This is a genomic window from Sorangium sp. So ce726, assembly GCF_051521405.1.
Lineage (GTDB): Bacteria > Myxococcota_A > Polyangia > Polyangiales > Polyangiaceae > Sorangium.
Genome location: NZ_CP150349.1, coordinates 1,376,924 through 1,390,204, shown reverse-complemented (window position 1 = coordinate 1,390,204; position 13,281 = coordinate 1,376,924). Strand labels below are relative to the sequence as shown.

Here is a 13,281-nt window from a genome sequence, read left to right as displayed (position 1 = left end):
GTACCCCGGCGCTCCGGGGGTCGCGCCCGGCGGGCCGCGGCGCGCCAGGGGCAGCGCGGGATAGACATGCTCGAGGAGGGTCGGGAGAGGAGAGGAGCAGGAGAGGAGTCGCGACGCCGGCTCCGGGGAGAGGGCCTCTCCTCGCCGCGGCGGCGTGACGTGGTGTCAGGCGGACCGCTGCTCGATCGCGGCCCGCAGCGCCGAGACGGAGGCGCTGCGCAGGTACACGACGGGGGCGCCATCCGCCGCGAGGCTCTGCATCTGATCGCGCAGCGCGTGCGAGACCATCGTCACCATGATCACGATGAGCGCGATCCGCCCCACGCCGTGGCGCGCGCCCGGCGGCACGCGGTTCTCGTAATGGCGCAGCGACCAGCCGTGCTTCTCCACCACATCGCGGTAGCGGCTGGACATGCCGCCGCTGCCCCCGATGACCAGCACCGTCTGCTCCTCGCGCTTCCTGTCGACCACCTGGGAACGCCGCGCCGCCTTCATACGATCCTCCGGAGCAAGGCGTAAGCCACGCTGCTCCAGCGGCTATTCCCGCGCAAATGTCGCGCCTGCGGCCTATTCCCCGGCAAAATGTCGTCGAGTCGCCGAGGCCTCTGTCATCGTGACATCGCGAGCGCGAGGACACGACGCTGCGCGGCGGTAGCCGCGAGGATCGGGGAATATTCTCCCCCTCGCAGCAGTTCCTGCCGGCGCGCGCAGCCCGGGCGAGGATACGGTTTGCAGGCGCTACCGCGAGCGCCTCGCCAGAACCGCGAGAGCGCCGCAACCACGAGCCCTCGGTGCGGAAGGCAAACCCACCAGCACCGAGATCGACCGACATGCCGTCCCCGCTGCCCGCGGCCGGGGTGCGCCCGGTGGGGCGATGCCTGAGGGGGCCACAAAGGCGGGAAGGCCGGAAATAAAATTCAATAAGATTCCATACTTAACGCCTACATGGGAGCGCTCTCCGGGCGGATGCCACGGCGTTCCGCCGGCGACGTCGAGCTGTGGTAGGGAGCGGCGTCCCCCCTGCCCCGCCGTGCCATGATGTCTCCCGCCACGCCGCCCAGCGACCCGCCTCCGCCGCCGCCCGGCACTGTCGAGCGCTGGGCCTGGGATTACGTCCTCTCGACCGACCTCGATCACAAGCTCTCTCCGCCGCCCGTGCCCTCCCTCTGGGAGTCGGATGCCATGCTGTCGGCGTCGGGCGCCGCGCCGGCCCCGCCGCGGCGCCTCGCGCGACCTGGACGGCCCGCCGCGCTGCGCATCTCGGAGCGCGCGCAGAAGAGCCCGGGGCCCGAGGCGCTGCGCAACCCGGCGCGCCGCGCGCAGCTCTTCCACGCGTTCCTGCACCACGAGCTCCAGGCGGCGGAGCTCATGGCCTGGGCGCTGCTCGCCTTCCCGGAGACGCCGCGCGCCTTTCGCGGCGGCCTCGTCCGGATCGCCCTCGACGAGGTGCGCCACATGCGGCTCTACGCCGCCTACCTCGCCGCGATCGGCCACCGCTTCGGCGACTTCCCGGTGCGCGACTGGTTCTGGACGCGGGTGCCCGCCGCCGCGTCGCCCGCGCAGTTCGTGGCCGTGATGGGCATGGGCCTCGAGGGGGGCAACCTCGACCACACGGCGCGCTTCGCCGAGCGCTTCCGCGCCATCGGCGACGTCGAGGGCGCCGCGCTCACGGAGCGGGTCTGCGCCGAGGAGATCCCGCACGTGCGCTTCGGGGTCCGCTGGTTCCGCCGCTTCACGCAGGCGAGCGGGAGCGCTGGCCAGGCGGCGCCTTCCACGTCTGCCGCAGCCAATCCGGCCGCCGCGGGTGAAGCCGCGCCGCACGGGCCGGATGACGTCACGCAGCACGGGCCAAGCGACTTCGAAGCGTGGGTCCGCCACATCCCGCCGCCCCTCTCGCCGCTGCTCATGCGGGGCGAGCCGATGAACCGCCGCGACCGCAGCCGCTCCGGCCTCTCCGAGCCGTTCCTCGACGCGCTGGCCTCATGGACCGAGCGAGCGCCTGGATCCTGAACTTCGACGCCGACGAGGAGCTGGCGCGCCCCGCGGGATACACCCCGCGTGCCGCGGTCGCCGGCCGAGCTCCCGAGCTCGCCGTCCGGGTCTCGGCCCTGCTGCGCCCCGGCGACGTCGTGCTCAGCCCCGAGCTCCCCTCGCCCCTCGTGCCGCCGGCGCCGCCCGGGACCCCGCTCATCGGCCGCGCATGGTGCCCCACGCCCCGCGCCCGGCGCCTCCTCGGCCGCGCCAGCGTCGACCTCGCGGAGGCGCCGCCGCTCGAGGTGCTCCGGCGCGTCAACCACCGGAGGTTCTGCGCGGATCTCGGCCAGACGCTGCCCGGCGCGCGCTACGTCGCCTCGCTGGCCGAGCTCGAGGCCGCGATCGCGGAGCCCACGCCGACGGGCCACTGGCTGCTCAAGCGGCCGTTCGGGTTCGCCGGGCGCGGCCGGCGCCGGGTCGCCCGCGGCGCGCTGCCGCCCGACGCGCGGCCCTGGGCCGTCGCGTCGCTCGATCCCGCGTCGCCGGACAGCGGCCTGCAGGTCGAGCCGTGGGTCGAGCGCCGCGGCGACTTCTCGCTGCACGGGCACGTCGCCCGCGGCGGCGCGGTGCGCCTCGGCGACCCGTGCGTCCAGCGCTGCGACGCGAACGGGGCGTACCTCGGGGCCGCCCTGGCCGGCGAGGGCGACCTCGGCGACGGTGAGCGCCGGGAGCTCGTCGAGGCCGCGCTCGAGGCGGGGCAGGCGCTCGCCGGCGCGGGCTATTTCGGGCCGTTCGGGATCGACGCCTTCCGCTGGGAGGACGAGCACGGGGCGCTGCGCTGGAACCCCCGGTGCGAGATCAACGCGCGGTACACGATGGCGTGGGCCATCGGCATGGGCAGGGCGCGGCCTGATCTCGAGTGACCGAGGCACTCCCGTCGGGCGGCGAGCGCGCCTGCGGGCAGCGGCGCTCGTTCAAGCGCAGCGACCTCTGGAGCTGCTCTCTTCCGCGCGCCAGACGCTCCTGGATCGTGTTGGGGTTCTGACCGAGCTCGGCCGCTATCTCCTCCGCGGTGAGTCCCAAAGCGGAGTCCACCACGGCGTCGCGCAGCGCGGGATCGATCCGGTCCAAGTGGCGGAGGCTGAGCCGCGCCTCCACCTGCCCCAACGGCGACGGCATAGGGTCATCGATCGCCGAATGTGCATACGAATCGAGGCCTTTCTCCCACCGATTCTGGAACTGCCTGTAGTGCGTCGTATGGTGCCACACGACCACATCCAGCCAGCGTCTTGTAGCCTGCTTCATCGACAGGTGCTCACGCGCTGGGACCCCTCCTGCCTCGACTGTCCTCCATACCGAGAGCAGGATATCCTGCATCACGTCGTCTCGGTCGCACTCTGGAACCTGGAACCGGCGCAGCCGGTCCCTGATCTTGGAACTTTGCTGCACGATGGCATCGAATGCAACGCGTACCTCGGGGCGCGTGGCCACGTCCTCCGCATCCGAGGCACGGCGGCGCTCACCCATGGCTTCCTACTCCCGGAAGTGTGGTGTTCAGCGGAGAGCGCTCTGCTTCCTCCCAATCCGACGCGTCGGAGCTCGCCCCCCCTTCGTCGCGCTGTAGCGGGAAGCTCGCCAATATCCCAGCGCGACCGGCGAGCTCCGCCCCTGTGCCGGCGCGGACGGGGAGCGGCGACCGAAGCCGCGGCAGCGGTGGCGGCGGGAGCTTCGCCCGCGGGCTCCTGGCCTCGAGCTCGGGAGACGGCACCACCGGCGGAGGAACGTCGAGCGCGCGAGGAGGTATCGCGCGCGGAGGTGACGGCACCGAGCTCGACGCCGGAGACGACGCCGGAAGCGCCGAGGTCTCGCGCCTGGTGATGGGCTCGCCGACCTGGATCACCACGGTCTCCTCTGCGTCCGTCCGGTAGTCGTCGTGCAGCCGCCACAGGCGCTCCCAGTACCGAGCAGGCGTGCCGGTGAAGGCCTCCAGCTGCCTGGCAAGGCCGGGCGTCATGGGAAGGTCGTTCCTTAGCAACTGCTCCACCTCCCTCGGCGATAGCCCCGTGCTCTCGGCCAGCTTTCTCCTCCACGAAGGGTTCGTCGCGCAGAACGACTCGAGGACCCTGCCTGGCCCGGGAATGGGGCGCGCGCGGACGTTTGTCAGCTCTGCGAGCGCCGCATCGACGTGACAGTCCAGCAGGCGCCGGTATCGGTCCCGCTCCCCTGCAGCCTGATCCTTCGCATCGGTGAGGGCTGCCTCCTCGTCATCATGCGCGTGCTCGCGCGCCTCGCGAAGCCCGCGCTCGCGTCCCAGCGCTTCACGCGCGGTGACCGCGAAGCCGATCGCGACGCAGGCAATCATCGCGAGCCCGAGCGGTGAAATGAGCCACATCGCACTGAGCAGTTCCTCCATCGTAGTCATCGCGTTTCGTTTCCTGGACGTGACCGTTCTTCTCGGGAACAAGGCGGATCGCCGCCTCGCGCTGTCCGAAGACATCACCAGCGTCACCGCCTGCTTGCTGTCGGAGGACAGCCGAGGGCTCAGCGCAGCTGTCGGAGAAGCGCTTCGCGCTCGGCGGCGAGCAGCCCATCGGGGAACTCCCGCGCGTGGGCGTTCAGCAGCTGGAGCGCCTCGACGTCGGCCATGGCGTTGCCGTCCTCGACAGCCCTCCGGGCCTGATCGATCAGGCTCCTCTCGTGCTCGCTGATGGTCGGTCGAACGGCCCTCGCCGGAGGCGCGGGCCGGCCGTTGGACCTGGTTGAGCGAGCGGGTGTGCTGCTCGCCGCCGCCTGCGCGCGTGCGCTTCCTTGATCCTTTGGCGATGAGATCTCATGCGCGATCGGCGAGGCGGGCGCCGCGGCGCCGTGTGCGCCGTCTCGCGCAGGGGACGCCACAGCATCCTGCGCTGCGGGCGGGGTGACAGGGACGCTGACCGCCGCCACCCCCAGCCATGATTCCAGGTCGGCCAAGGGCGGCACAGCGGAGGCGATCGCGCCTGTCAGCAGGACGAGCGCGCACTGAACGAAGATCCTCACGCCCAGATGGCGCAGCGAGGCCACCCACGACGCGTGACGGCGGAAACCCAGCGCGAGCGACAGGAAGGCGCTGTCGTCCCTTCCCTGCGAGCGCTCCTGCGCCTGCCACCGCTCCCGCTGCACCCGGAGCTCCTTGTGCGCCCGCCAGTGTCGCGTCTTCACCGTGGCCAGCGGGAGTCCCTGCTCGGCGGCGATCTCGGCGAGCGGGACGTCCTGGAGATCGTGCTTGATCACGAGGTCCCGGTACTTGGGATCGAGCTGGTCTATCAGCTGCCGCGTGAACTCTTCCTGCTGCCGTCTCCGGAGCAGCTCTTCCGGCGTGGGGCACTCGTCTCGGATCTCGCACTCATCGAACGACGTCAGCACCTCGCCGCGGCAGCGGGCGTCACGGACGTGGTTGCGCGCCTGGTTGATGGCGATCGTGACGCGGTACGGGGCTGGGTCTCCCCCCGGGTCGAGCCGCTTGTCAGCCTCCAGCCCCCGCAGCAGCGCTTCCTGAGCGACATCCTCGGCGCTTCGCGCCGGCACACCGTGGCGCCGCGCGAGGCGCCGGAAGAGCTCGAAGCCGGGGGAGACGGTCGCTGGCTTGTCCACGGTATGCAGCACACTTGAGCGGGTCGAAAGGCTTCAAAAAAATGAGCCGACGAGCAACTTTGGTAGGACAAGTAGCCCAATGTAGCATTACAAACCACATTCAGTCAGCCCTGGCGGGCGGTTGAACGCATTCAATCAACCGGCCGAAAATTCTCACAAAAACGGACTGAATCTGGCGATTTCTGTCGGTTGACGCCAAGCGGACGGCATCACTAGCGTGACTGGATGCGTTGCATCGCGCATTCGCTCTCGATCTTTCTTGCGCTCGGGGTCGCGACAGGACTCACGCGCTCGGCCAGCGCGGACGACCTTCAAGCGAAGGCGAAACCGAGCGGCAGCTCCTCGGTGAAGGACCATGTTCGCCGCGGTCAGAGAGCGCGCAATGCCGGGCTGTGGGTCGAGGCGCACGCCGCGTACAAGGCTGCTTTCGAGGCCGCAGACCCGACGACCAGCACCGAGCGAGAGCGCGCGGAGCTCGCCGGTGAGCTCGGCCTTTGCGAGGTCGCGCTGCACAGGTATCGCGACGCGGCCGAGCACCTTGCCAGAAGCCTGGAACAGCGCGAAGCGCTTCCGGACGCGCTCCGGCGGCGATTCGAGGCAGGACAGCGCGAGGCAGCGAAGCACATCGCGACGCTCGTGCTCGGGGTCGATCCGCCCGACGCCGAGGTGTTCATCGACGGCGAGCGCATCGACCAGATTGCACGGACCTACACGCGCTTCTTCGAGCCGGGCAAACACATGGTGCGGGCCCGCGCACCGGGCCGTGAGGATGCGCTCCATTCGTTCCTCGCCGTGGCAGGTGCGGAGCACGAGATCACGATGCAGCTGCCCCGGTCGGCGGCGAGCAGCGCCAAGGAGGCGAGCGGCGCCAAGGAGGCCGCGTCAACGACGCCAACCCCCGTGCGCGATTTGCCCGCTCCGCGCGCGCAGGCCCCCAGCCCGTGGGCTTCCTGGCCGGGGACGCTGCGTGTCGTCGGAATCACGCTCGCGACGGGCACCATATCGACAGGCGCCATCCTCATGATCAGCGCCAGCAAGCTCGACCAGGAGTTGAGCGCTCGGCGGGACCAGCTCAAGAGCGACCCAAGCGCGAGTTCGTCCATGTGCTGGCAAGCGCCAGAGCGCTCGCCATGCGGCGAGCTGCGGCGCCTGCGCGACGCGCGCAACCTGTCCGACCGGGCGGGCATCGCCCTGGTCATCACGGGCGGTGTGATCGGCGCGGCCACCGCCGCGTCTTTCTTCACCGACTTCTCCTTCCTGGGCCGCACGCCAGCTCAGGAGCGGCTCAATGTATCGCCTGTTGTGACCGGGCACGAGACGGGCCTGAGCATCGAGGGGGTGTGGTGACCATGCCGGGTACCGAAGGGATGCGGCCACAGGCAGACCGAGGAGCGTTGGCCGCCGCCGTTGCTGTCGTGGTCTGTGCGTGGGGAGCGAGCAGCACGCTGCTGGCTTGCACTTCGTACCGCGACGATTGCTGGGAAGTGATGGAGTGCGCCCCTGCACCTGAGCCGACTTTGTGTGACGGCGACCCAGCGACGACAATGGCGCTCGATGAGTGCGGGGTGTTCGTCAGCCCGTTGTCGGGTGACGACAGGAGCCCTGGCACGAAAGACGCACCAGTGAAGACCCTGCAACACGCGATCGGGCTCGCCGCGCATGGGCGAAGCCACGGCGAGGAGCCGACCCGGCGCGTGTACGCGTGCGGCGGGTCGTTCGAGGAGAAGATCACGCTGCCCTCGGGGGTTGACCTCTGGGGCGGGCGCCTGTGTGACGGCGGGGATTGGTCGTATGAGGGGTCATTCGGCGGGCCGGATCACCCGACGATCATCGCTCCGCCGGGGGGCATCCCGCTGCGGGTCCTCGGGGAGGACGGTATGGCGCTCGCGGGGGACGACGTGACATCGGTGATCGCCGGCGTGCACGTGATCGCGGCCGACGCCTCGGCGCCCGACGGCAGGTCGTCGATCGCGGTGATTTTGAGCACGGGGGCCACGGCGATCGTGCAGGACAGCAAGATCATCACGGGCAACGGGAAGGACGGGGAGCCGGGAGAGGACGCCGACACCGAGCGTGCAGCGGACGGCCTTGAGGGGAACGACGGTGTGTCCGCCTGCACCACGGATTCCCCGACGGGCGCCCTCCCGGTCGTGACCGTGTGCGACGATGGCATCGAGTCCATCGGCGGCTACGGGGGCGACGGCGGGCTCGAGTCGGGGAGCGATGGCGCTCCGGGGCAGCCGGAGCCGGCGGAGAATCCTGAGGGGAATGGCCGCGCAGGGGTCGGCGCAGACGTCACGAGATGCGAGAACGGGTCCCCGGGCGCACACGGCGCCGATGCCGGTCGCGCGGACGGCGCGGCGGGCGTGGGCCACCTCGGCAATGACGGATGGCTCGGCGTCCGGGGCAAGGACGGGAAGCGAGGCGGCACCGGCCAGGGGGGCGGCGGCGGTGGCGGCAGCAAGTCGCGTGGGGAGATGGTCGCGTGTCGGGCAGGCCTGCCCCAAGGGGGCGCCGCCGGCGGCTCGGGAGGGGGCGGCGGCTGTGGCGGTCGGGGCGGCTATGGCGGCGGCTATGGCGGGGCGGCCATCGGATTTGTCGTGCTGGACGGCGCGGAGCTGACGATTGGGACCAGCGACGTGATCACGGGCAACGGTGGCCGCGGTGGCGTGGGCGGGAGGGGCCAACCGGGCGGCTTCGGTTGGACTGGTGGCCAAGGCGGCGGAGCTAGAGGTGAGATGTGGCCTGCGTGCCCCGGAGGCCAAGGAGGCAACGGCGGGCTCGGAGGAGATGCCGGCGGCGGGCTCGGAGGCGCAACCATCGGCATCGCCTACGTGGCGCCCAACTTCGCCATTCGACCCGGGACCAGCATCACCGTCAGAGACCCCGGTGAGGGCGGCTATGCGGGGAACGCCGGCCTGGGGGACGAGGTGGGCAAAGGGCAGCGAGGCCCCACGGGTGAAGTCCATGCGTTCAGCGTGAGGAACGAGCCGCCCCATTGACTCGTGACCTGCGAGACGTCGCCATCGAGGGATGCCATGGGCCTGAATTCCACGATCTTGCTGTTCTTTACGCTGACACTCGCCGCGGCCGGTTGCGGGACCGCGCCCGGGGTGGACGGCCCTGGCGGCGCGCCGCCGTGTGACGGTCCATCGACGTGTGCAAGCGATCCCGTCCCCGAGTCGGTCTGCCTGGAGCATCTTGCGGCGGGTCGGGCGATGGACGGCTGCGGCGTGTTCGTCATCAATCCGTTTTTCGGCGGTGACGACGCGAATCCCGGCACGAAGGACAGGCCGGTTCGTTCCATCCGGCGCGCGATCGAGCTTGCGCGCACCGGGCGCGGTCGCGTGTTTGTTACCGACGATGGGTTTGAGGAGACCATCACGCTCCCCTCCGGGGTGGATATCTACGGAGGCTTCGAAACCGCCATCGGATGGGAACGCCGCAGAGACCTGGAAGACCCGGTGCACATGATGGCCAAGGTCGGTCCCCGCGATCCCGGGCTCATCGCGCTGACCGTCGAGCCGGCGCGCGCCGGCGACACGGGGGCTGCGGATGGGGTCTCGATCATCGACCACGTGGCCGTTCTCAGCACAACGCATGTCGGAATGTTCGTTCGGTCGGGCGCCGCGGTGGAAATCGTCGGAAGCTGGATCAAAGTCATGGCGGGATTGAGGGGCGACCCTGGGGAGGAATGGCCCTGGCCGTACCAGGCAGCGACGGGACCGGATGGGCAGTACGGGGAAGACGCGTGCTCCGCCGCCACGGTTCCGGGCGGAGCTCGTGCGGTGAACCCGTGCGAGGGAGGAATCCCGAGCATCGGCGGCGCGGGCGGGGACGGGCTTTCCGACGGGGCGGGCGACGGCGAGGACGGGCAGCCGCGCGTGGAGTCAGATCCGGCGGCCGGACGGGGGGGCGATGGGGACGCGCCAGGCGTCCATTGCCAACGAGGTCAGGTGGCGCTCCACGGCGATCCAGGCATCCCCGGTGAACCGGGAAAGGGCCGCGGTCGGATCGATGAGACCGGATGGCACCCCGACAGGGCTGGCGACGGCACCCGGGGGACGCCCGGGCAAGGCGGCGGCGGGGGCGGGGGCCGCCGGGGCGGGCTCGCGGTGTGCGGCGTGGCCTCCAAAGGAGGCGCCGGCGGCGGCTCCGGAGGTGCCGGCGGCTGCGGCGGTCGAGGCGGCCGAGGGGGCGAGAACGGCCAGCCGAGCATCGGTATCCTGGCGCTCCACGCCAAGGTGACGGTGCGCGACAGCACCATCACCGTGCGCGACGGTGGCCCCGGCGGCGACGGCGGGGGGCCGGAAGATGGCGGCAAGGGCGGCAGGGGCATGCCAGGCGGCGCCGTGGGGGACGGCACGTGGTCCTGCGGCGGTGCCGATGGCGGCGACGGAGGTCCAGGCGGCCGTGGCGGCCCCGGGCGCGGCGGCGACTCGATCGGCGTCGCCTACCTCGACGAGGACCAGCTCACGCTGGAGGCGGTCACCTTCGAGCTGGGGCTGCCGGGCCCAGGCGGCACGAGCTGGGATTGGTCTGGCGAGGAGATCACGGGGGATGATGGCATCCAGGTCAAGACGCTTCGATTCCCCGAGTCGCAGGAATGAAGCCCATTGTCCTCCGCGCTGTTCACCACCTGCATGGACCACTCTGTCGGTATCCCCCTGAGTGGATCGCGTGCTACGGCGCCGCTGGTTACGCGTCCATCAGAAGATCCAGGGTGTCCTGATGCCTTCGTGGGAGCGTGAGCGGCGCGGTCCCGCGGTCTCGCGCCGCTCACGCTCCCACGAAGGCATCAGGACACCCTCACTGATCGCCATGCTTCTATCTATGGGAACTCGCCCACAGCCGCCGAATCCACTCGTTATCGGTAGGGCGCGGTTCGGTCTTGATAGGACTTCCTCCAGGAGCCGATTCGATAAGGTGGAGGAGGGTCCATGCAAGGCCGTAACAATCGTCCGTCCCGAATGAGCCAACCAACAGCGCGGCCTCCTCGTCCGTCACCGGCCGTTTGATGCGCTGCAGGTGTACCTGGTGCAGCGCGGTTGTCTCCTCAGAAGCGCCAGAATCTGGGAGTGGCCCAAGCCGAACGAAGTCTTCCACCGCCTTGCGGACATCCATGCCTATCTATCCATGAGTTCGGGAATTTTGCCTATAAACCTGCAATAGATCGCGGAGCCCTTTGTCGTACTTGGGGCCGACAATCTGGCGGACGTCGCGGATGTCACGAGCGAGCACATCACGGAACGACATTCCGGCCTCGGTTCGTGCCGTAACGCGACCGAGCGCGTCGTCGGGCTCACGGTCGTAGCTGAAGCTGTCCGTGCCCGCGCTGGTGACGGCGTGCGGGTGCAGCGGGTCGTCGTAGGAGAGCGCGCCGACGTCCGACTTGAAGGAGAGATTGCCGTTGGGCTTGCCCTCGTAGCGGAGATCGCAGGGCGCAGTCGCGCTCTCGGTGTCGCTGAAGTACGCGCACGTCAGCCGCTCGAGCGCGTCGTACCTCCACTCGGTCACGAGCCCATGATGCCGCGATCCGGGCGGTATCATGCTATATATTTCTATCGCCCAATTGCTGGTTCAGGATATCGTGCAGCGGTGTTCCATTGGGGCTGTTTATCTCCCACTCGTGTCCACCCTTTCGAAATATCAGCCTGAATTCTCCCTTCTCTGCGTCATCTTCGATCACTCTCGAACCGTCGAGGACAGCGAGAAAACCGAAAACTGCATGATGGGCCGCCATGTTGAGCACTCGGAGCAGTGTCGCCTGGTCCTGGTCGGACAAGGTTCCAAACCACCGACTGGCCTCGACAAGATTTTTCTCCGGCCGACGGCCCGGCGGGTGCTCCAATGTTGCCACCGTCGCCTCGGTTGCGGCCTCGAGGACGTTTTTTTGTATCGCTGCGACAAATTTTTCCGGTGTCATCTTGTAAAAGCTCCAGGGTACATTTCATTGTTGAGTCGAATTAGTTCTTGAAGTGCGCCGTTTGGCACATTGGTGGACTGACGCAAGTTCCAAATATCGTGAGCGAGCAGTGCCCGCGGTGAGAGCGATACAGGCCCTCGGAGCGTCGGAACCAAGGCGTGTTCACCACGGGGTAGGGCGATGGCAGGTCCGGAAGCCCTGCTGTAGCCAGGGACGATTTGCCCCATTGCGTGCGCCTGTCTCACATGATGAATGTCGAGTGCATCCCCAACAACTGAGCGAGGTTTCAGTGCGTCGTAGGTTCCCACTTCGTATGCGGCGACTCTCGGGGCTCCGCCTGCAGCTCGAGCCGCAACCGCCGACTCCTCCGCCGCCGCCCCCAGCCCCCTTCCGGCGCCGAAGACGGTGGCCGCCGCGAGGACCATCGTCTTGGTCCCCGCCGCGCCCGCTGCCCGGTAGTCAGCTCGGTCGATCGCGAGGGCCGTATCCGCGGCGCCGCGCCCGATGTGGTAGAGCGGGTTCACGGCGTTGAGCGCGCCGACGATCCCGTCATTCTCGTGGCCCTCCCACATCGCGCTCGCGAACTCGTAGCCGCTGTAGACCCCGAGGGTCAGCGCGTTGAGCACGAGCAGCTTCGCGATGCCTACCCCGATGTCGCGCGTGCCCTCGGCGACGCCCAGCAGCGTCTGCCCGACGACGGAGCCAGCGCCGCCGGCGCCGGCGTGCTCCGGCGATACGGTCACCGGCTGCGGCACGTACCCGGACGAGCTTCCGGTCGTGCCCACGTCGATAGGCGCCGTCGTGGCGCCGACCTCCACGGCCTCGCGCGGCCCTTCTTCAGGCTGGTTTGCTTTCGGCGGCGAGTAGAAGATCCCTACGGCGTATTGTTCCGGGCGCACCACCGAGTAGACCGGCAGGATCGGCGCCTCCACCGGCTCTTCCTGGAACCCGCTCGGATCCACGTGATTGAGCGGGCTGTTGCGCACGTAGCTGTACGGTAAGCGCTGCGTGAAGCGCCGTCTCACCCAGGACGCGCGCTCCAGTTCATGATGGTGTGCATGACAAGTACGAGAACGACAGAAGCGATGTGGGCCGAGCGCGTTCAGGCGTGGCGCGACAGCGGTGAAACAGCGGAGGCGTTTGCGCGGAGCCGCGGCTTTGCGGCCTCGACGCTGCACGGCTGGTCGAGTCGACTGTCGCGGGCCGAGCCCCCGCGCTTTCTGCGTCTGGTGCCGAAGGCGCCCGCCGTGACGAGCAGCGCTCCGGAGCTTGTCGTCGAGGTCGGCGGCGTGCGCGTGCGAGTCGCCGCGGGATTCGACCCCACGCTGCTGGCGGAGGTGGTCCGCGCCCTTGGCGGGGCGGCGCGATGATCCCGGCGGGCGTGCAGGTGTTCGTGGCGCTGGAGCCGGTGGACATGCGTTACGGCTTCGAGCGGCTTTCGGGTCTCATTCGTGAGCGCGTGGGGTACGAGGCGCGCTGCGGGGCGCTGTTCGCGTTCATCGGCAAGCGGCGGACCACCATCAAGATTCTCTTCTTCGACGGCAGCGGACTCTGCCTGTTTTCAAAGCGCCTCGATCGCGGCATGTTCGCGCTTCCCGACCCGCCAGCCGAGGGGGCGACCCACGTCGAGGTGGACGACGCCACGCTCGAGACGCTGCTCGACGGCATCGAGATCGCGCCCACGTCCAAACCGCGAAAGCGCGCACCGCGCCGCGTTCACTGAGCCGCACGAATCCGCTCGACAACGACGC

At 69.5% G+C, this 13,281-nt stretch carries 14 protein-coding genes; 7 read left to right on the top strand and 7 right to left on the bottom strand.

Annotated features, from left to right (window positions below; genetic code table 11):
* Positions 1-165: 165 nt before the first annotated feature.
* On the bottom strand, positions 166-495 hold the full coding sequence (locus WME79_RS05145) for a DUF2325 domain-containing protein (protein WP_437532672.1): 330 nt from the start codon (positions 493-495) through the stop codon (positions 166-168).
* Positions 496-1,035: 540 nt separating this feature from the next.
* Between WME79_RS05145 and WME79_RS05140 the strand changes: the two genes are divergently transcribed.
* Both WME79_RS05140 and WME79_RS05135 read left to right on the top strand, forming a co-directional pair.
* Entirely contained in the window at positions 1,036-2,010 is a 975-nt protein-coding gene (locus WME79_RS05140; protein ID WP_437532669.1) for a ferritin-like domain-containing protein, read from the top strand.
* A complete protein-coding gene (locus tag WME79_RS05135; RefSeq protein ID WP_437532667.1) occupies positions 1,983-2,897 on the top strand; it encodes a hypothetical protein in 915 nt (304 codons plus the stop codon). Before WME79_RS05140 ends, WME79_RS05135 begins: the two co-directional genes overlap by 28 nt.
* Here the strand turns inward: WME79_RS05135 and WME79_RS05130 are convergent.
* The 3 genes from WME79_RS05130 to WME79_RS05120 all read right to left on the bottom strand — a co-directional run bounded on the left by WME79_RS05130 (position 2,833) and on the right by WME79_RS05120 (position 5,604).
* The gene (locus tag WME79_RS05130) at positions 2,833-3,501 is read right to left on the bottom strand and encodes an RNA polymerase sigma factor (RefSeq protein WP_437532664.1); all 669 of its coding nucleotides are present in this window, start codon (positions 3,499-3,501) and stop codon (positions 2,833-2,835) included. The two genes, WME79_RS05135 and WME79_RS05130, sit on opposite strands and share 65 nt — an antisense overlap.
* Positions 3,494-4,366: a helix-turn-helix transcriptional regulator gene (locus WME79_RS05125; RefSeq protein WP_437532662.1), complete on the bottom strand. Its 873-nt coding sequence runs from the start codon at positions 4,364-4,366 to the stop codon at positions 3,494-3,496. Before WME79_RS05125 ends, WME79_RS05130 begins: the two co-directional genes overlap by 8 nt.
* A gap of 149 nt (positions 4,367-4,515) precedes the next feature.
* The gene (locus WME79_RS05120; RefSeq protein WP_437532659.1) at positions 4,516-5,604 is read right to left on the bottom strand and encodes an RNA polymerase sigma factor; all 1,089 of its coding nucleotides are present in this window, start codon (positions 5,602-5,604) and stop codon (positions 4,516-4,518) included.
* A gap of 225 nt (positions 5,605-5,829) precedes the next feature.
* Between WME79_RS05120 and WME79_RS05115 the strand changes: the two genes are divergently transcribed.
* From WME79_RS05115 to WME79_RS05105, 3 genes are read left to right on the top strand one after another with little or no spacing between them, the layout of a single operon-like run.
* Complete coding sequence (locus tag WME79_RS05115) at positions 5,830-6,951, top strand: hypothetical protein (protein ID WP_437532656.1); 1,122 nt, start codon at positions 5,830-5,832, stop codon at positions 6,949-6,951.
* Positions 6,952-6,971: 20 nt separating this feature from the next.
* Positions 6,972-8,606 (top strand): hypothetical protein, encoded by a 1,635-nt coding sequence (locus WME79_RS05110; protein WP_437539762.1) that lies wholly within the window; start codon positions 6,972-6,974, stop codon positions 8,604-8,606.
* Positions 8,607-8,642: 36 nt separating this feature from the next.
* On the top strand, positions 8,643-10,214 hold the full coding sequence (locus WME79_RS05105; protein WP_437532653.1) for a hypothetical protein: 1,572 nt from the start codon (positions 8,643-8,645) through the stop codon (positions 10,212-10,214).
* Positions 10,215-10,734: 520 nt separating this feature from the next.
* Here WME79_RS05105 and WME79_RS05100 read toward each other — a convergent pair.
* The 3 genes from WME79_RS05100 to WME79_RS05090 are packed head-to-tail and all read right to left on the bottom strand — an operon-like array spanning position 10,735 to position 12,555.
* A complete protein-coding gene (locus WME79_RS05100; protein ID WP_437532650.1) occupies positions 10,735-11,121 on the bottom strand; it encodes a hypothetical protein in 387 nt (128 codons plus the stop codon).
* Between the two features lie 34 nt (positions 11,122-11,155).
* Positions 11,156-11,530, bottom strand: coding sequence for a hypothetical protein (locus WME79_RS05095; protein ID WP_437532647.1), 375 nt, complete (start codon positions 11,528-11,530; stop codon positions 11,156-11,158).
* Complete coding sequence (locus tag WME79_RS05090) at positions 11,527-12,555, bottom strand: hypothetical protein (protein WP_437532644.1); 1,029 nt, start codon at positions 12,553-12,555, stop codon at positions 11,527-11,529. The genes WME79_RS05095 and WME79_RS05090 overlap by 4 nt, the downstream gene beginning before the upstream one ends.
* Before the next feature lie 33 nt (positions 12,556-12,588).
* Between WME79_RS05090 and tnpA the strand changes: the two genes are divergently transcribed.
* A complete protein-coding gene (gene tnpA / locus WME79_RS05085) occupies positions 12,589-12,900 on the top strand; it encodes an IS66 family insertion sequence element accessory protein TnpA (RefSeq protein WP_437528966.1) in 312 nt (103 codons plus the stop codon).
* 23 nt (positions 12,901-12,923) lie between these two features.
* The gene (gene tnpB / locus WME79_RS05080) at positions 12,924-13,253 is read left to right on the top strand and encodes an IS66 family insertion sequence element accessory protein TnpB (RefSeq protein ID WP_437528963.1); all 330 of its coding nucleotides are present in this window, start codon (positions 12,924-12,926) and stop codon (positions 13,251-13,253) included.
* Positions 13,254-13,281: the final 28 nt, after the last annotated feature.